The organism is Scandinavium sp. M-37 (assembly GCF_043558715.1).
GTDB lineage: Bacteria > Pseudomonadota > Gammaproteobacteria > Enterobacterales > Enterobacteriaceae > Scandinavium > Scandinavium vulneris_A.
This window is the reverse complement of record NZ_JBIGIN010000003.1, coordinates 55,199-73,447: the sequence shown is the minus strand read 5'-3', so window position 1 is coordinate 73,447 and position 18,249 is coordinate 55,199. Positions and strand designations below refer to the sequence as shown.

Genomic DNA, 18,249 nt, shown 5'->3' with positions numbered 1-18,249 from the left:
TTAATATGTTGTTAATAACTTGTTTATTGGCAGGGGTTGTGATGACGACGAATTCTCATTTCAGAGGTGATGCATTGAAAAAGGTTTGGCTTAACCGCTATCCCGCCGATGTTCCGGCGGAGATTGATCCTGACCGTTATCAATCCCTGGTAGATCTGTTCGAACAGGCGACAACCCGCTACGCTGACCAGCCTGCGTTTATTAACATGGGTGAAGTGATGACCTTCCGTAAGCTCGAAGAGCGCAGCCGCGCCTTTGCCGCTTATCTTCAGGAAGGGCTGGGTCTGCAAAAAGGCGATCGCGTGGCGCTGATGATGCCCAATCTGCTGCAATATCCGGTGGCCTTGTTTGGGATTCTGCGCGCCGGGATGATTGTGGTAAACGTTAACCCGCTCTACACCCCGCGCGAACTCGAACACCAGTTAAACGACAGCGGCGCCAGCGCAATTGTGATTGTCTCCAATTTTGCGCACACCCTGGAAAAAGTCGTCGAGAAAACCCAGGTGCGGCATGTGATCCTCACCCGTATGGGCGATCAGCTTTCCACTGCCAAAGGCACGCTGGTTAATTTCGTCGTCAAATACATCAAGCGTCTGGTGCCGAAGTATCATCTGCCGGACGCTATCTCGTTTCGTAGCGCATTGCAGCAGGGCTACCGGATGCAGTACATCAAGCCGGAAGTGGTCTGCGAAGACCTGGCTTTCCTGCAATACACCGGTGGTACCACGGGCGTTGCCAAAGGCGCGATGCTGACGCACCGCAACATGCTGGCAAACCTGGCACAGGTGCATGCTACCTACGGGCCGCTGTTCCAGCCGGGTAGAGAGCTGGTGGTGACCGCGCTACCGCTGTATCACATTTTCGCCCTGACCATGAACTGCCTGCTGTTTATTGAACTGGGCGGGCAGAACCTGCTTATCACCAACCCGCGCGACATTCCGGGGCTGGTCAAGGAGCTGGCGAAATATCCGTTCACCGCCATGACTGGCGTGAACACCTTGTTCAATGCCTTGCTGAATAACAAGGATTTCCAGCAGCTCGATTTTTCTACCATGCGTCTGTCGGCGGGCGGCGGAATGCCGGTCCAGCAGGCAGTGGCCGAGCGTTGGGTCAAACTCACCGGACGCTATCTGTTGGAAGGCTACGGCCTGACCGAATGCGCACCGCTGGTCAGCGTCAACCCGCACGATATCGACTATCATAGCGGCAGCATTGGCCTGCCGGTGCCATCGACCGAAGTGAAGCTGGTCGATGATGAGAATAACGAGGTCGCACCGGGCGAGCCGGGTGAGCTTTGCGTCAAAGGCCCGCAGGTGATGCTGGGTTACTGGCAGCGCCCGGATGCCACCGACGAAATCATCAAAAACGGTTGGCTGTATACCGGGGATATCGCGGTGATGGACGAAGAGGGCTTCATGCGCATCGTCGATCGCAAAAAGGACATGATTCTGGTCTCCGGTTTTAACGTCTATCCGAATGAAATCGAAGATGTGGTGATGCAGCATTCCGGGGTACAGGAAGTGGCTGCGGTTGGCGTGCCGTCCGGCAGCAGCGGCGAAGCGGTCAAAATCTTCGTGGTCAAGAAAGACGCGTCGTTGACCGAGGAAGCGCTGGTCACCTTCTGCCGTCGGCATCTGACCGGTTACAAGGTACCGAAGCTGGTCGAGTTCCGTACCGAGTTGCCGAAATCCAATGTCGGAAAGATTTTGCGACGAGAACTACGTGACGAAGCGCGCGCTAAAGTAGACAATAAAGCCTGAACTACGCGTGAGTCGCCTTCAGACGCCGGTTAAGCCGGCGTTTTTTATGGGCGCAAACCATAGAGAATACAGATTGAATTATCAGATGATCACCGAGGACGCTGCGCTGAAAGTCGCCTGTGACCAGGCCCGCAACGTACCTGCCATTGCGCTGGACACCGAATTTGTCCGCACCCGTACCTATTACCCGCAGTTGGGTCTGATTCAGATGTTTGATGGCGAAACGGTGGTGCTGATTGACCCGCTGACCATCACCGACTGGCGGCCTTTCAAAGCGCTGATGCTCGACAAAAATGTCACCAAATATTTGCATGCCGGTAGCGAAGATCTCGAAGTCTTTTTGAATGCCTTTGGCGAATTGCCGGAGCCGCTGATTGACACCCAAATCCTCGCCGCGTTCTGCGGTCGCCCGATGTCCTGGGGCTTTGCGGCGATGGTTGAGGAATATACCGGTATTGCGCTGGATAAAAGCGAATCCCGCACCGACTGGCTGGCCCGTCCGCTGACCGAGCGTCAGTGCGATTACGCGGCGGCTGACGTCTGGTATCTGCTGCCTATCGCCAAAAAGCTGCTGGCGGAAACCGACACCAGCGGCTGGCTGCCTGCGGCGCTCGATGAGTGTCGTCTGATGCAGCAGCGCCGCCAGGAAGTGGTTGATCCGGCGGAAGCCTGGCGTGACATTACCAACGCCTGGCAGCTGCGTACGCGTCAGCTGGCGTGTCTGAAACTGCTGGCCGACTGGCGCCTGCGAAAAGCGCGCGAACGCAATATGGCGGTGAATTTCGTGGTGCGGGAAGAACATCTCTGGAGCGTGGCGCGCTACATGCCGGGCAGCATGGGCGAGCTCGACAGCCTGGGCCTGTCAGGGAGCGAAATTCGTTTCCACGGCAAAACGCTGGTGAGCCTGGTTGAGAAAGCCAAAGAGTTACCGGAAGACGCTCTGCCTGAGCCACTGCTGAATCTGATGGATATGCCGGGCTATCGCACGCTGTTCAAAGAGATTAAAGCGCTGGTGCAGGATGTCAGCAAAGAGAAGGGGGTGAGCGTGGAGCTGATGGCCTCTCGTCGCCAAATTAACCAACTGTTGAACTGGCATTGGCAGCTTAAACCGCAGAGCGGTTTACCGGAGCTGATTGCGGGCTGGCGCGGCGAGATGATGGGTGAAAGCCTGAAGGCGCTGCTGGCGAAATATCCGCGCGGCTAAAACGGCGGCACAGTAAAAAACCCCGGATTCCGGGGTTTTTTGTTTTAGCGCATCGTGATTACGACTTCGATTCTTCCGCTTCGGGGAGCGTCACGTTGAGCTCAAGGATGGAGATATCCCCATCTTTTTGCTCCAGTTGAACGGTCACCATTTCGGGATCGATCTGAATGTATTTGCAGATAACTTCAAGAATATCTTTCCTGAGCTGCGGCAAATAATGCGGTTCAGCGTCACTGCGACGGCGCTCCGCGACGATAATCTGTAAACGTTCTTTCGCGATGTTGGCGGTGTTCTTTTTTCGTGAGAGAAAAAAGTCGAGTAATGCCATAACTTATCCTCCGAACAGGCGTTTGAGGAAACCTTTCTTCTCTTCTTCAATGAAGCGGAAAGGACGTTCTTCTCCCAGTAAACGATCTACCGTGTCGGCGTAGGCTTTGCCCGCGTCCGCTTCGGCATCCAGAATAACCGGCTCACCCTGGTTAGATGCGCGTAGCACTGACTGATCTTCAGGGATCACGCCAACCAGTTTGATGCGCAGAATTTCCAGCACATCTTCCATGCTAAGCATATCGCCTCTGCTGACGCGGCCCGGGTTGTAGCGGGTCAGCAAAAGATGCTCTTTAATCGGGTCTTCGCCTTTCTCGGCGCGACGGGATTTCGACGCCAGAATGCCGAGGATACGGTCAGAGTCGCGAACAGAAGAGACTTCCGGGTTGGTGGTGATCACCGCTTCGTCAGCGAAGTACAGCGCCATCAGCGCACCGGTTTCAATACCGGCCGGAGAGTCACAGACGATGAAGTCGAATTCCATCTTCTTTAACTCTTCCAGGACTTTTTCAACGCCTTCGTAGGTCAGGGCGTCTTTATCGCGGGTTTGCGATGCCGGAAGAATATAGAGATTTTCGGTACGTTTATCTTTAATCAGCGCCTGGTTCAGCGTGGCATCGCCCTGAATCACGTTGACGAAATCGTAAACGACACGGCGTTCGCAGCCCATAATCAGGTCAAGGTTACGCAGGCCGATGTCGAAATCGATTACGACGGTTTTCTTTCCCTTCTGGGCCAAACCTGTAGCGATGGCCGCGCTGGAGGTGGTCTTGCCAACGCCCCCTTTACCCGAAGTCACAACAATAATGCGTGCCATAAAAATTCCTTGTTAAAAAGGGATTAGTTTAACGGTTCAATTGTCAAAGCCGCTTCGTCCAGACGCAGACGGACCGCTTTGCCATAATAATCGGCGGTGATGTTTTCACTCAGCCAGTATTCCCCTGCGATAGACACCAGTTCTGCCGCAAGGTGGGTACAAAATATTTGTGCTTCCCTGTCACCGCTTGCACCCGCCAGCGCACGTCCACGCATCATGCCGTAGATATGAATGTTACCGTCGGCGATAAGTTCAGCGCCCGCACTCACATGACTTGTGACAATCAGATCACAGTTTGGTGCATAAATGCGCTGACCGGAACGAACCGGGGTATCAATCAATCGCGTTTTTGTGACCGGAGTAACAATTGGGGCGGGAGCAGGGGCTTCAACAGGGGTAACTCGCTGAACTTTTTCTTTCCCTTCAGTGAGTAAGGGAATGCCCGCGCGCTCAATCTCGGCTTTTAATTCGGGATTTTTGCAGCCGCTGACACCCATAATGCGTAAACCGGTTGCGCTAATGACTTGCTGAAGCGGTTTCCACTGCGTGATGTCAGCCAGACTGCTGATATTCACAACAACAGGGGCGTGTCGCAGAAAAGCGGGAGCCTGGGCGATTTTGTCTTCTAACGCCTGACGAATAACCTCGGGTTTTGCCTCGTGCAAATGAACCACTGATAACGTGAAGCTACTGCCTTTAAGTTCGATTGGCGTGTTTGACATCCTGGCCTTACTCAATTTCAATTTATCGGCCGCACAGCTGCGGTGATATTCCGAAGACTACAGGGCATGTTATAGTCACTAATATAGAGTGGCAAGTCGCCACAGGCTAATTCAGAGTAAAAGTCATGTTTTGTGTGATCTACAAAAGTACCAAGCGCGATCAAACCTACCTCTATGTCGAAAAAAAAGACGATTTCTCCCGCGTTCCGGAAGAATTAATGAAGGGCTTTGGTCAGCCGCAGCTTGCAATGATTCTGCCCCTGGATGGGCGTAAGCAATTGGTCAATGCCTCACTGGAAAAGGTGAAACAAGCCTTAACTGAAAAAGGCTATTATCTGCAAATGCCGCCTCCACCGGAAAATTTACTCAAGCAACACCTTCAGGAGAGCGGTAAAAAATAACGCAACGACAGGAGCTGGCATGTATCAACATCATAACTGGCAGGGCGCGCTACTGGATTACCCGGTCAGTAAAGTGGTTTGTGTAGGCAGTAATTACGCGAAACATATTCAGGAAATGGGCAGCGCGACGCCGGAAGAGCCGGTGCTGTTTATTAAACCTGAAACGGCGCTGTGCGATATACGCCAGCCGCTGGTGTTACCGGAAGGGCTCGGCGCGGTACATCATGAAGTTGAACTGGCGGTGCTGATTGGCGGTACGTTGCGCCATGCCACCGAAGAACACGTGCTCAAGGCGATTGCCGGTTATGGTGTGGCGTTGGACCTCACCCTGCGTGAGCTGCAGGGCAAATTGAAGAAAGCCGGGCAGCCGTGGGAAAAAGCAAAAGGGTTTGATAATTCCTGCCCAATTTCCGGTTTCATTCCGGCGAGCGATTTCCAGGGTGACCCGCAAAACACACCGCTCGGCCTGAAGGTCAATGGCGACGTGCGACAGCTAGGGAATACCGCCGACATGATCCACAAGATTGTGCCGCTGATTGCCTACATGAGCCGTTTCTTCACCCTGAAAAGCGGGGACGTTATCCTGACCGGTACGCCGGAAGGTGTTGGCCCGCTGAGTAGCGGCGACGAACTGGACGTAACCTTCAACGGCCATTCCCTCACAACTCGCGTGCTGTAAGCATCCATTGCCGCCCCTGTCGGGCGGCAAAACTTGCATCCCTCTGCCAGACTGGTTATAAGGTGCACCCTGGTTTTCAATGGCGGATATTCCCTATGAGCAACACACCCTTCTGGCAAAGCAAAACTCTCGAACAGATGACCGACGTTGAGTGGGAGTCTTTGTGCGACGGCTGCGGTCAGTGCTGCCTGCACAAGCTGATGGATGAAGACAGCGATGAAATCTATTTCACCAACGTTGCCTGCCGTCAGCTGAATATCAAAACCTGCCAGTGCCGCAACTACGAGCGCCGCTTTGAGTATGAGGCCGATTGCATCAAGCTGACGCGCGACAATCTGCCAACCTTTGAGTGGTTGCCGCATACCTGCGCCTATCGTCTGCTGGCGGAAGGCCAGCCCTTGCCGACGTGGCATCCGCTGTTGACCGGCTCCAAAGCCGCCATGCACGGCGAGCGCATTTCGGTGCGTCATATCGCGGTGCCGGAATCAGACGTGCGTGACTGGGAAGACCATATTCTGAATCATCCGAATCGTGGGTAATTCTTCGCCAATGAAAACGCCACCCGCAAGCTGCCGGTGGCGTTGTTGTTTCAGGCGTTTCTGATCAGAAAAGTACCGAGTAATTCAGGCCAAACGTCCGGCCACGGCCTTTGTAAGTGTAGAGACCCGGCGCCCCATAGGTTGGGCTGTAAAGCCCCGGTGCGCGCTGGCCCCAGACCGTGGTGTAGTCTTCATCCAGTAGATTTTCCACGCTGAAACTCACTTTGCCTACCGGCAGGGCGTAGCTGCCGAGAAAATCGACGGTGTTATAGCCGTCAATCTTGTTGCTGTCGGCATCCGACACATCAAATGTCTGCGTGCTCTGTACCCGCAGGCCCCAATCCCCCGGCGCCCAGTTGACCCACGCGCTGACCTTCGACGGACTGGCGCTGTCTACCGTCAGTTTCTCCCATTTACCGTTGTTTCGGGTTTCTGACTTGATGGCGTTAAAGTTGGACCCGAGACTCCACTCGCTCTCAGTGAAGAAATAGTCCACCTGACCCTCCACCCCGTAGATTCGACGCTTGTCGTCTTCCAGCGAGAGGGTCATATCGCTCTTATTGATATTGATGGTTTTATCCGACAGCGAGTAATAGGCCGCCACCTGTGTGCGCAGGTTATCACCGGTTAAGCGCCAGCCGAGCTCATAGGCATTGACCTTAATGCCATCCAGTTTTGAATCACTGACGTTGACGCTGTTATTCAGACGGTAGTGGCCGTCAACCAGAGTGTAGTTCCCGGCACCGTAGTACTTCGCCACGTCAGGAATTTCAAAGCCCTGAGAGAAGTTAAACCACAGCTGCTGACGGTCTGTCAGATGCCCAAGGATCCCGGCGTTAAACAGCAGATTGTTGTAATCCGTTTTGCCGCCCGGTACGGCATCGGCAGAGGTCGCTTTGCCGGTGGCAATCGCCTGCTGCTGGGCGTAGCCCACAAAGTCGTCGACCTTGTTTTCGGTATACTGGTAACGCACCCCGCCGGTTAAGGTAATGGCGCTGATGTCGTAACTCGCCTGTAAGAACGGAGCGAGGTTAGTGATGCTGTAGCCCGGGTAACGACCGACGTTATAGGCATTATCCAGCTTCATTCCCCCGCTGGCCGCGGCTTTGTCGAGGTCAAAAAACTGCTGATTGGCATTGAACGACTCGTGATCGGCATCAACGCCCCAGGTCAGGGTCAGGTCATCCACCGGATTGCTGTTCAGCGTCAGCTTGCCGCCGTAAAAGTCGGTTTTCTGTTGTGACGCGCCGATGCTGGTAACGCTGCCTTTGCTCAGGGTCGGGAACGGGTAGAAGGTCAGGCTTTCATCGCGGTAATAAATCTGCGCCACCAGATCCTGCCCCCAGACGTCGGTATTGGAATATTGCAGGTTAATCAGATGGCGTTCGGTGCCGGGCAGGCGATCCGAATCGAGATTATCCTTGTTATAGGCGGTTGCATCCCCGGTCACCGCAGAAAAATCCTCGCCGAGGAACAGGCCGTGTTTACCGTCGGACTGGCTCTTGTAATACTGGGTCGTCAGTTGAAGCTGTTGATGGTCATCAATATTGAGTGTGCCGGTGCCCATAATGTCCAGACGGTCGGAATATTGCAGACCGGTTTGGGTGTTGTCGATAATCACCTCGTCGCCGTTGCCGTCATACCCACCGCCGTATCGCTGATACGCCACCGACAGACGCCCAGAGGCGTTGTCGTTCCCGCCGCTGACCGCCGCCGCGATGTTTTCATCATGATCGTTACGGCTATTAAAGCCGCTCTTTGCCCCGGTCTGGAATTCCACTTCGGTTTCCGGCTGGCCTTTTTTGGTGACGATATTGATAAGGCCCCCGGTACTGCCGCCGCCGTAGAGCGACGTAGCCCCGGAAATGACTTCAATCCGTGAAATATTGAACGGGTCAATAGAATCGAGTTGGCGGCTGTCGCTGCGGGAGGAGTTAAGCCGTACGCCATCGACCATCACCATCATCGAACGTCCACGCATGTTCATCCCGTAGTTGGTGCGTCCCTGACTGCTGACGTCCATTCCGGGGATGAGCTGAGCCAGCACTTCTTTCAGCTCTTTGCCGCCCTGAACCTGCTGTTCAATATCCGCCTGTTCTATAACCCAGGTGGTTTGCGCCATATCGGCAACGGTGTGATTGCCCCGGCTGGCGGACACGACCAGCGTATCTTCCTGTTGTGATCCCGCCGAGACGTTGGCGGAAAACATGGCAAGCAAACAAGGATTCAAAACCCAACGAGTCGTGCGCTTCATTTGTTGTCAAATTCCCAGAGTGGTAGCAGAAGGTAAGCAAGTGTCAATATTGATAATAATTATCGTTATGATATTCATTCCGCTAATTCTGGCAACTTATTTTGTCATATTTGCTTTCATTATCTCCATGATTTACACACAGTTTGTGCCGGTATTGGCGCTTTAGATGAAGCCTTACGAATCAGCATAATGGGGAGTGTTAGATAAAAAAAACGCTCCCGAAGGAGCGTTTAGTGGTGTGCCGTTTGCTTTTATCGTCCAAACAGGTCACGTTTTTTCGGTTTGAACGCCTGGGCAATCAACACCAGCAAACCGACAATCAGGAAGGCGGCGAAAATGCCTACCAGCCACTGCGGCATTTCGAGAGTCAGGAACTGCCACTGACGCTCGGCACAGTCACCTGACGCCACAAATACCTGCGGCAGCCACTTATCCAACGGCAGCCAGCTTGGGAAGCGGGCGGCAAAATCGCAGGTCTGGAACGGGGACGGATGTAGCTGGATCATGGTGTGTTCCCACGCCAGCTGAACGCCGCGCCAGGCGCTGTAAAGCCAAATCAGAATGGCCGCATAACGCAGAGGCGTTTTCGGCGCAATGGCACCGACAATCCCCGCGCCCATAATCCCGAACAGCGCACAGCGCTCGTAAATACACATCACGCACGGCTGGAGCAGCATCACGTGTTGGAACCACAGCGCGACCATTTCGAGTGCAAAGGCCACTAACGCCATCAACAACCACGCTCCGCGACCGCGTGAGCACTGGTTTAAAAATCGCAACATAATCATTTCCCTGGAACATGCTAGACACCGCAGTTTAAACGAATTCATTTCCCGCGCCACCAGGCGTCGCAAAAATATTGCGTAACGGTTGATTAAATCGCCCGGAAATTATTCCGGGCGTCAATCAGAGCAGGTTTAATGTGCCGGGATAGCGGTGCTGACCAGCCAGCCTTTGGCCGTCATCCACTCGGTGTAGGGGATCAGCGTAAACTCGACGCACAGCAGGCCGACAATGGTCAGCACAATGGTATAGGGCAGCGCCATCCACACCATTCGGCCATACGAGAGGCGTATCAGCGGGGCGAGGGCAGAAGTGAGCAGGAACAGGAACGCAGCCTGACCGTTAGGTGTCGCCACCGAGGGCAGGTTAGTACCGGTATTGATTGCCACCGCCAGCATCTCGAACTGCGGCAAAGAAATTGCCCCATGTTCCAGCGCCGCTTTGGCCTCATTGATATACACCGTGCCGACAAATACATTGTCAGAAATGGAGGAGAGCAGGCCATTGAACAGATAGAACAGCGATAGCTGCGCGTGCGGCGACGCCTGTAACACGAAGTCGATAATCGGCCCGAACAGCGCCTGATCGATGATAACCGCCACCACTGCGAAAAACACCGTCAGCAGGGCAGTAAACGGCAGCGCTTCGGTAAAGGCTTTGCCAATGGCATGTTCATCGGTCACGCCGGTCAGTGAGGTCGCAAGAATGATAACCGTCAGGCCAATCAGTCCCACTTCCGCCAGATGCAGGGCCAGGGCCAGCACCAGCCAGACCCCGATAATGCCCTGCACCAACAGCTTCAGCGTTTCCTGGCGAGTACGCTGTTCGCGGCTTTTGTTATCGAAGTCTTTCAGCACATCGCGCACGCCCGGTGGCAGTTCGCCGCCGTAGCCAAACAGTTTAAACTTCTCGACCAGCAGACAGGTCATCATCCCGCACACAAACACCGGCAGGGTTATCGGCAGCATACGCATGAAAAATTCGCCAAAATGCCAGCCCGCGGCTTTGGCGATGATCAGGTTTTGCGGCTCGCCCACCATGGTCATCACCCCGCCGAGCGCGGTACCGACCCCGGCGTGCATCATCAGGCTGCGCAGGAAGGCGCGGAACTGTTCCAGCACGTCTTTGTTATGCACTTCGATATGGCTGTCGTCGAGCATATCGTTATCGCCCGGTCGCGAAGAGGCCACGCGATGATAGATCCCGTAAAAGCCGACCGCGACGCTGATGATAACGGCAACGACCGTGAGCGCATCCAGGAAAGCGGATAAAAACGCAGCGGCGAGACAAAAGGCCGCGGATAGCAGCATCTTACTCTGGATGGTCAGCAGCAGACGGGTAAAGATGAACAGCAGCAGCTGCTTCATGAAATAGATGCCTGCGACCATAAACATCAGCAACAGCAGCACTTCGAGGTTGTTGGCAATTTCTTCGCGCACATGCTCGGCGCTGGTCATACCAATCATCACGCCTTCAATGGCCAACAGGCCGCCGGGGAGCAGGGGATAGCATTTCAGCGCCATTGCCAGGGTGAAGATAAATTCTGCCACCAGCATCCAGCCAGCGATGAACGGATTGAAGTAAAAGACGACTGGGTTAATAACTAAAAAGACAATCAGCGTCAGTTTGTACCAGTCGGGTGACTGGCCCAGAAAGTTGCGCCACAAAGCGCGAGAGGTTGATATTTCCACGACAGATTTCCGATCCCGTCAAAAGTAAGCAGTTTTTTGAGAAGAGTAAGGAAGTATCGGTCCTGAGGCCGCGACAAGCAAGCAAAGCCGCCGCGACTAAATGCGTAAACTTAAACGGCGATCCCTTTTTAATTGCGGCGATGCGCTATCTGCCCCTGATTGGCTCTGGTATGATGAGTTCAATATTTGCAACGCTGTGTAATGGAAATCTCACTATGGTCATAAAGGCGCAGAGCCCGGCGGGTTTCGCGGAAGAGTACATCATTGAAAGTATCTGGAATAACCGCTTTCCCCCTGGCACTATCCTGCCCGCAGAGCGTGAGCTTTCTGAACTGATCGGCGTCACCCGGACCACCTTACGCGAAGTGTTACAGCGTCTGGCGCGTGACGGCTGGCTGACGATTCAGCACGGTAAACCGACCAAAGTGAATAACTTCTGGGAAACGTCAGGCCTCAACATTCTTGAAACTCTGGCGCGTCTCGATCACGACCGTGTCCCGCAGCTGATCGACAATCTGCTCTCTGTGCGTACCAACATTGCGACAATCTTCATTCGTACCGCGTTCCGTCAGCATCCTGAAGATGCGTTGGCCGTGTTGGCCACCGCGCGCGAAGTGGAAGATCACGCCGACGCCTTCGCCGAGCTTGATTACAGCATTTTCCGCGGTCTGGCTTTTGCCTCCGGCAATCCGATTTATGGCCTGATCCTCAATGGCATGAAAGGGCTGTATACCCGCATCGGTCGTCACTACTTTGCTAACCCGGAAGCACGCAGCCTGGCGCTGGGCTTCTACCATCAGTTGGCGAAAATTTGCGAGCAGAGCGAGCACGAGCAGGTGTACGAAACCGTTCGTCGTTACGGTCACGAGTCAGGCCTTATCTGGCATAAAATGCAGAAGACGTTGCCGGGTGATTTGGCCATTCACGGTCGTTAGTCATTCGCTACCTCAGACAGTTTAAAGCCGCTCACTGAGCGGCTTTTTTGTGGCCTCTACAGCAGATTTTGTCGCGGTGGACAGCGTTCCAACAGTTCGACGCTACCGTCGGCATTCTGCTGCTCCAGATGCACGTCAAAGCCCCACAGACGATGCACATGTTTGAGCACTTCCCGACGGCCCATATCCAGCGGGGCGCGGTTGTGCGGCACATAGCGTAACGTCAGGGAGCGATCGCCGCGCAGATCCACGTTCCAGACCTGAATATTCGGCTCAAGGTTGCTGAGATTGTACTGCGACGACAGCCGGTTGCGGATCTCCCGATACCCTTCCTCGTTGTGGATAGCTGAAATCTCGAGGAAGTTGTTGTGATCGTCATCGAGCACCGTGAACAGGCGGAAATCACGCATCACTTTTGGCGACAGGAACTGGCTGATAAAGCTCTCATCCTTAAAGTCGCGCATCGCGAAGTGCAGGGTCTCGAGCCAGTCGGAGCCCGCGATATCCGGGAACCAGTATTTGTCTTCTTCGGTCGGTGACTGACAGATACGTTTAATGTCCTGGAACATCGCAAAGCCCAGCGCATACGGGTTAATACCGCTGTACCACGGGCTGTTATACGGCGGCTGGAACACCACGTTGGTATGGCTGTGCAGAAACTCCAGCATAAAGCGCTCGGTCACTTTCCCTTCATCGTACAGATGATTGAGGATGGTGTAGTGCCAGAAGGTCGCCCAGCCTTCGTTCATTACCTGCGTCTGCTTCTGCGGATAAAAATACTGGCTGACCTTGCGCACAATACGCAGGATCTCACGCTGCCAGGACTCCAGCAGCGGGGCATTTTTTTCCATAAAGTAGAGCAGGTTTTCCTGTGGCTCTGACGGATAACGGCGCACTTCGGCGACGGTTTTCTCTTCCTCTTTCTTCGGCAGGGTGCGCCAAAGGGTATTCACCTGGCTTTGCAGATACTCTTCCCGGCTTTTCTGCCGGGCTTTCTCTTCCTGCAACGAAATCTTCTGCGGGCGTTTGTAACGATCCACGCCGTAGTTCATCAGGGCATGACAGGAGTCGAGCAGCTTCTCCACTTCATCCACGCCGTAGCGCTCTTCGCACTCGGTAATGTATTTCCGGGCGAAAATCAGGTAATCGACAATCGAACTGGCGTCGGTCCAGCTGCGGAACAGGTAATTATTTTTGAAGAAGGAGTTATGCCCGTAGCAGGCATGCGCCATGACCAGCGCCTGCATGGTCATGGTGTTCTCTTCCATCAGATAAGCGATACACGGGTTGGAGTTGATAACGATTTCATACGCCAGCCCCTGCTGCCCGTGCTTATACAGTCGCTCGGTTTCGATGAATTTTTTGCCAAACGACCAGTGGGTATAGTTAATCGGCATCCCGACGCTGGAGTAGGCGTCCATCATCTGTTCGGAGGTAATCACTTCGATTTGATGGGGATAGGTGTCGAGCCGGTACAGCTTCGCCACCCGGTCGATTTCCGCCAGATAGGTATCCAGCAGTTCGAAGGTCCAGTCGGGTCCATCGCTCAGACGTGTGGTGTCCTTATTCATGGAGTCAATCGTAGCCATTAGCGCGCCCTCATTGTTGGCGGCCCTCTCTGTCTGGAGAGCCTCAGATCAAGAATAGAACACCCCCACGTTAACGTGCGAACAGCAAATATTTTTCTTCGCGATTTCCCTGCGTCAACGGCGACGATTTTGGTTTTACACAGAATATTGTGCTGGTGAAAATAGTGCCGCAGCAGGAGATTTCAAAACCGCGCATACCTTTGTGATACGGGCATCTGTGAGGTAAGTCACCATAAAAAAAGCCTATGTTGAATAATATTTTCAGCTAGGTTATCAATATGTAATCAGAAGATTGTTCTTTTACCGATCTGGAGTCGCTATGCGAGTGGTTATCCTCGGAAGTGGGGTTGTGGGCGTGGCCAGCGCCTGGTATTTACGTCAGGCTGGACACGATGTCACGGTTATCGACCGGGAACCCGGCCCGGCGTTAGAAACCAGTGCCGCTAATGCCGGACAGATTTCTCCCGGCTATGCCGCGCCGTGGGCCGCGCCGGGTGTGCCGCTGAAGGCCATCAAATGGATGTTCCAGCGTCACGCGCCGCTGGCGATAAGCCTCGATGGCACCCAGTTCCAGCTGAAATGGATGTGGCAGATGCTGCGCAACTGCGACACTCGCCACTACATGGAAAACAAAGGCCGCATGGTCCGTCTGGCGGAGTACAGCCGCGACTGCCTGAAAGCGCTGCGTGACAGCACCGGCATCGAATACGAAGGCCGTCAGGGCGGTACATTGCAGCTGTTCCGCACCGAACAGCAGTATGAAAATGCCACCCGCGACATCGCGGTGTTGCAGGATGCGGGCGTGCCGTATCAATTGCTGGAAGCCAGCCGTCTGGCAGAGGTCGAACCTGCGCTTGCCGACGTGGCGCACAAACTCACCGGTGGCCTGCGCTTGCCGAATGACGAAACCGGCGACTGTCAGCTGTTCACCCAGCGTTTGGCGAAAATGGCCGAAGAGGCCGGGGTGGTGTTCCGCTACAACACTCCAGTCGACAAGCTGCTCAGTGAAGGTGAAAAGATTTACGGCGTGAAGTGCGGCGAGGAAGTGATCAAAGCCGATGCCTACGTGATGGCGTTTGGTTCTTATTCCACCTCTATGCTGAAAGGGATGGTCGATATTCCGGTGTATCCGTTAAAAGGCTATTCGCTGACGATCCCGGTTAAAGAGGACAACGGTGCTCCGGTTTCGACTATTCTTGATGAAACGTACAAAATTGCGATAACCCGTTTCGATGACCGTATCCGCGTCGGCGGCATGGCGGAGATCGTTGGCTTCAATACCGAGCTGTCGCGCGCCCGTCGCGAAACTCTGGAGATGGTGGTGCGGGATCTGTTCCCGCGCGGCGGTCATGTTGAGCAGGCGACATTCTGGACCGGTCTGCGTCCGATGACGCCGGACGGCACGCCGATTGTCGGTCGCACGCCGTATAAAAATCTGTGGCTGAATACCGGACACGGCACGCTGGGCTGGACCATGGCCTGCGGCTCCGGACAGCTGCTGAGCGATTTGCTTTCGGGCCGCACGCCAGCCATTCCGTACGAGGATTTAGGCGTGGCCCGCTATCAGTCAGGCTATACGCCTTCGCGCCCGCAGCATTTGCACGGCGCGCACAACTAAGGAGCCGTTATGTCCCGTCCCGTTGTAGCCAGCCTCGATTTACAGGCGCTGCGGCAGAACCTTGCGGTGGTGCGCTCTGCGGCCCCGGATTCTCGCGTCTGGTCGGTGGTGAAAGCCAACGCCTACGGTCACGGCATTGATCGCATCTGGAGCGCGCTGAACGACACCGACGGTTTCGCGCTGTTGAACCTGGAGGAGGCCATCCTGCTGCGTGAACGCGGCTGGAAAGGGCCAATTCTGATGCTGGAAGGGTTTTTCCACGCCGACGATTTACCGCTTTATGACCAGTATCGCCTCACCACCAGCGTCCACAGCAACTGGCAGCTGAAAGCGCTGCAAAATGCGAAACTGAACGCGCCGCTGGACGTCTACGTCAAAGTGAACAGCGGCATGAACCGCCTCGGGTTTACGCCGGATAAAATCCACACCGTCTGGCAACAGCTGCGCGCCATGAAAAACGTCAGCGACATGACTCTGATGTCGCACTTTGCCGATGCGGAAAACCCTGACGGGATAGCCGAGCCGATGGCGAAAATCGAGCAGGCGGCGGAAGGGCTTGACTGCCCGCGCTCGCTGTCCAACTCCGCAGCCACGTTGTGGCACCCTGAAGCGCACTTTGACTGGGTGCGGCCGGGCATTGTGCTTTACGGCGCATCGCCTTCCGGCAAATGGCAGGATATCGCCAACAGCGGTCTGAAACCGGTGATGACGCTCAGCAGTGAAATTATCGCCGTGCAGAATCTCAAGCCTGGCGATACCGTGGGCTACGGGCGGTTGTACAAAGCCCAGCAGGAACAGCGGATGGGTATTGTGGCCTGTGGCTATGCGGACGGTTACCCGCGCAACGCGCCAGACGGCACGCCAGTGCTGGTGGACGGTATCCGTACCGGCACGATAGGGCGCGTGTCGATGGATATGCTGGCGGTGGATTTAACGCCTTGCCCGCAGGCCGGGATCGGCACCCCGGTCGAGCTGTGGGGCAAAGAGATTAAAATCGATGATGTTGCCAGTCGCTGTGGCACGGTCGGTTATGAATTGATGTGCGCTCTGGCACTGCGCGTGCCTGTTGTGACAGTGTAACCTGCCGGGTGGCGTAAGCTTGCCAGACCGGCAAAACCTCGACTGTAGGCCCGGTAAGCGTAACGCTACCGGGCAACAGACGATGCTAAACAGACGTTACTCCACGTCCTCTTCAGCGACCCGGACACCCACTTTCTGCACCGAGTTGTCTTCTTTCTCCGCCACGGTCCAGATCATCCCGGCGAATTCCACCTGATCACCGACCACCGGCGCGGCACCTAAAAGATGCTGCACGATTTCGCCCAGCGACTGCTGGTTATCGCGAAACTCTTCCCCGCCGTCGAGACCATAAATCAGCGCCACATCGGCAAATTTCGCATTGGCGTCCAGAATAAAGTCGCCAAAGAAGCGCTGATCCAACGCCACCGGCGGTGACTGGCTGAACAGCTTGCCAAGGGCAGGCAAATCCCGCTCGCGACCAATCACACACAGCACATCGCCTTCGTGCAGGCGGGTACTGCCGGTCGGATGCAGCAGCACGTTATCGCGGAACAACGCCGCAATGCGGGTATCGCGCGGCAGATGTAAATCACGCAGCGCCGCGCCGACGCACCATTTATCGGCGCTTAGCTGATACACAAACTGCTCCCACGGATTCTCAGGGTGAATATCCAGCCCAACACGGGACACCGGCCAGCCGACCGGCGGCACCACCACTTTGGCCTTTTTCGCCGCCCAGGAGAGCGATGTGCCCTGCAACAGCAGTGACACCAGCACCACGAAGAAGGCGACGTTGAAGAACAGCCGGGCGTTTTCCAGACCAGCCATCATTGGGAACACCGCGAGGATAATCGGCACCGCGCCGCGCAACCCCACCCAGCTGATAAACACTCGCTCACGCAGGTTAAAGCCACGGAACGGCAGCAGGCCGATAAATACCGACAGCGGACGAGCAAAGAAAATCATCCCGGCTGACAGCAGCAGCGCCGGAATGGCGATTGGCAGCAGATCTGACGGCGTCACCAGCAGACCAAGCACCAGGAACATGCCGATTTGTGCCAGCCAGGCCAGGCCATCAAAGTTCTGCAAAATGGCATAACGGTTGCGAATAGGGCGATTGCCGAGCAAAAAGCCGCACAGATACACCGCCAGAATGCCGCTGCCGTCGAGCGAAGTGGTGACGGCGAAAATCATAATCCCGCCGCTCAGTGCCAGCAGCGGGTATAGCCCGGCCGGGAGTGAAATGCGGTTGATCATTTGCAACAACAAATAGCCGCCGCCGAGGCCAATCAGGATCCCAAGGCCAAATTGCTGAACGATATGCACCGCAAACATCCAGTTCAGCCCGGTCTCATGCTGCTGGATCATCTCAATCAGGGTGATGGTCAGAAACACCGCCATCGGATCGTTACTGCCGGATTCAATCTCCAGCGTCGAGCCTACGCGTTCGTTCAGGCCCTTGCCGCCAAGCAGCGAGAACACCGCTGCCGCATCGGTCGAACCGACAATGGCGCCAATCAGCAGACCTTCAATTAAATCGAGGTGGAACAGCCAGGCCGCCATCATTCCGGTTAATCCGGAGGTGACCAGTACCCCGACGGTCGCCAGGGATAGCGCCGGACCGAGGGCGACGCGAAACGAACTCGCCTGAGTACGCATCCCGCCATCCAGCAGAATAACCGCCAGCGCGAGGTTACTGATCATGAAGGTGAAGGGGTAATTATCAAACGGAATGCCGCCAATGCCGTCGACGCCTGCCAGCATACCGATGGCGAGGAAGATGACCAGAATCGGAATACCGAGTCGGGAAGAAAAAGAACTTAATAAAATGCTGAAGGTGACCAGCACCGAACCCAGAATAAACAGACTAATTATTGCCCCGGCATCCAACGTTCACGTACTCCCTTAAT

16 protein-coding genes are annotated in these 18,249 nt (G+C 55.1%); 8 read left to right on the top strand and 8 right to left on the bottom strand.

Going from position 1 to position 18,249, the window contains the following annotated elements:
* The first annotated feature begins 74 nt into the window (after nucleotides 1-74).
* Nucleotides 75-1,760, top strand: coding sequence for a long-chain-fatty-acid--CoA ligase FadD (fadD, locus tag ACG0Z5_RS03580; RefSeq protein WP_394445669.1), 1,686 nt, complete (start codon nucleotides 75-77; stop codon nucleotides 1,758-1,760).
* A 73-nt stretch (nucleotides 1,761-1,833) separates the two neighbouring features.
* Entirely contained in the window at nucleotides 1,834-2,964 is a 1,131-nt protein-coding gene (gene rnd, locus ACG0Z5_RS03575) for a ribonuclease D (RefSeq protein ID WP_394445404.1), read from the top strand.
* Between the two features lie 58 nt (nucleotides 2,965-3,022).
* Here the strand turns inward: rnd and minE are convergent, their stop codons facing one another.
* The 3 genes from minE to minC are packed head-to-tail and all read right to left on the bottom strand — an operon-like array spanning nucleotide 3,023 to nucleotide 4,830.
* On the bottom strand, nucleotides 3,023-3,292 hold the full coding sequence (gene minE, locus ACG0Z5_RS03570) for a cell division topological specificity factor MinE (RefSeq protein ID WP_097163775.1): 270 nt from the start codon (nucleotides 3,290-3,292) through the stop codon (nucleotides 3,023-3,025).
* 3 nt (nucleotides 3,293-3,295) lie between these two features.
* Entirely contained in the window at nucleotides 3,296-4,108 is an 813-nt protein-coding gene (gene minD / locus ACG0Z5_RS03565; RefSeq protein WP_319627898.1) for a septum site-determining protein MinD, read from the bottom strand.
* Nucleotides 4,109-4,131: 23 nt separating this feature from the next.
* Nucleotides 4,132-4,830 (bottom strand): septum site-determining protein MinC, encoded by a 699-nt coding sequence (gene minC, locus ACG0Z5_RS03560; protein WP_319627899.1) that lies wholly within the window; start codon nucleotides 4,828-4,830, stop codon nucleotides 4,132-4,134.
* 125 nt (nucleotides 4,831-4,955) lie between these two features.
* Between minC and ACG0Z5_RS03555 the strand changes: the two genes are divergently transcribed.
* From ACG0Z5_RS03555 to ACG0Z5_RS03545, 3 genes are all read left to right on the top strand, one after another.
* Complete coding sequence (locus ACG0Z5_RS03555; protein WP_394445401.1) at nucleotides 4,956-5,231, top strand: YcgL domain-containing protein; 276 nt, start codon at nucleotides 4,956-4,958, stop codon at nucleotides 5,229-5,231.
* Between the two features lie 19 nt (nucleotides 5,232-5,250).
* Nucleotides 5,251-5,910: a fumarylacetoacetate hydrolase family protein gene (locus ACG0Z5_RS03550; RefSeq protein WP_394445399.1), complete on the top strand. Its 660-nt coding sequence runs from the start codon at nucleotides 5,251-5,253 to the stop codon at nucleotides 5,908-5,910.
* Between the two features lie 95 nt (nucleotides 5,911-6,005).
* On the top strand, nucleotides 6,006-6,449 hold the full coding sequence (locus ACG0Z5_RS03545) for a YcgN family cysteine cluster protein (RefSeq protein ID WP_394445397.1): 444 nt from the start codon (nucleotides 6,006-6,008) through the stop codon (nucleotides 6,447-6,449).
* Between the two features lie 64 nt (nucleotides 6,450-6,513).
* Here the strand turns inward: ACG0Z5_RS03545 and ACG0Z5_RS03540 are convergent, their stop codons facing one another.
* The 3 genes from ACG0Z5_RS03540 to nhaB form a co-directional block, all read right to left on the bottom strand.
* On the bottom strand, nucleotides 6,514-8,703 hold the full coding sequence (locus ACG0Z5_RS03540; RefSeq protein ID WP_394445395.1) for a TonB-dependent siderophore receptor: 2,190 nt from the start codon (nucleotides 8,701-8,703) through the stop codon (nucleotides 6,514-6,516).
* A gap of 251 nt (nucleotides 8,704-8,954) precedes the next feature.
* Nucleotides 8,955-9,485, bottom strand: a complete 531-nt coding sequence (gene dsbB, locus ACG0Z5_RS03535; protein WP_394445393.1) for a disulfide bond formation protein DsbB — start codon at nucleotides 9,483-9,485, stop codon at nucleotides 8,955-8,957.
* Nucleotides 9,486-9,620: 135 nt separating this feature from the next.
* A complete protein-coding gene (gene nhaB, locus ACG0Z5_RS03530; RefSeq protein WP_394445391.1) occupies nucleotides 9,621-11,177 on the bottom strand; it encodes a Na(+)/H(+) antiporter NhaB in 1,557 nt (518 codons plus the stop codon).
* 215 nt (nucleotides 11,178-11,392) lie between these two features.
* Between nhaB and fadR the strand changes: the two genes are divergently transcribed.
* Nucleotides 11,393-12,112, top strand: a complete 720-nt coding sequence (fadR, locus tag ACG0Z5_RS03525; RefSeq protein WP_394445389.1) for a fatty acid metabolism transcriptional regulator FadR — start codon at nucleotides 11,393-11,395, stop codon at nucleotides 12,110-12,112.
* A gap of 56 nt (nucleotides 12,113-12,168) precedes the next feature.
* Here the strand turns inward: fadR and ACG0Z5_RS03520 are convergent, their stop codons facing one another.
* Nucleotides 12,169-13,701, bottom strand: a complete 1,533-nt coding sequence (locus ACG0Z5_RS03520; protein WP_319627906.1) for a SpoVR family protein — start codon at nucleotides 13,699-13,701, stop codon at nucleotides 12,169-12,171.
* 319 nt (nucleotides 13,702-14,020) lie between these two features.
* On the opposite strand from ACG0Z5_RS03520, the gene ACG0Z5_RS03515 reads away from it, so the two are divergent.
* Complete coding sequence (locus tag ACG0Z5_RS03515; protein WP_394445387.1) at nucleotides 14,021-15,319, top strand: D-amino acid dehydrogenase; 1,299 nt, start codon at nucleotides 14,021-14,023, stop codon at nucleotides 15,317-15,319.
* Nucleotides 15,320-15,328: 9 nt separating this feature from the next.
* Nucleotides 15,329-16,399: a catabolic alanine racemase DadX gene (dadX, locus tag ACG0Z5_RS03510; protein ID WP_394445385.1), complete on the top strand. Its 1,071-nt coding sequence runs from the start codon at nucleotides 15,329-15,331 to the stop codon at nucleotides 16,397-16,399.
* 96 nt (nucleotides 16,400-16,495) lie between these two features.
* On the opposite strand, the gene ACG0Z5_RS03505 is transcribed toward dadX, so the two are convergent.
* The gene (locus ACG0Z5_RS03505) at nucleotides 16,496-18,229 is read right to left on the bottom strand and encodes a potassium/proton antiporter (RefSeq protein WP_394445384.1); all 1,734 of its coding nucleotides are present in this window, start codon (nucleotides 18,227-18,229) and stop codon (nucleotides 16,496-16,498) included.
* Nucleotides 18,230-18,249: the final 20 nt, after the last annotated feature.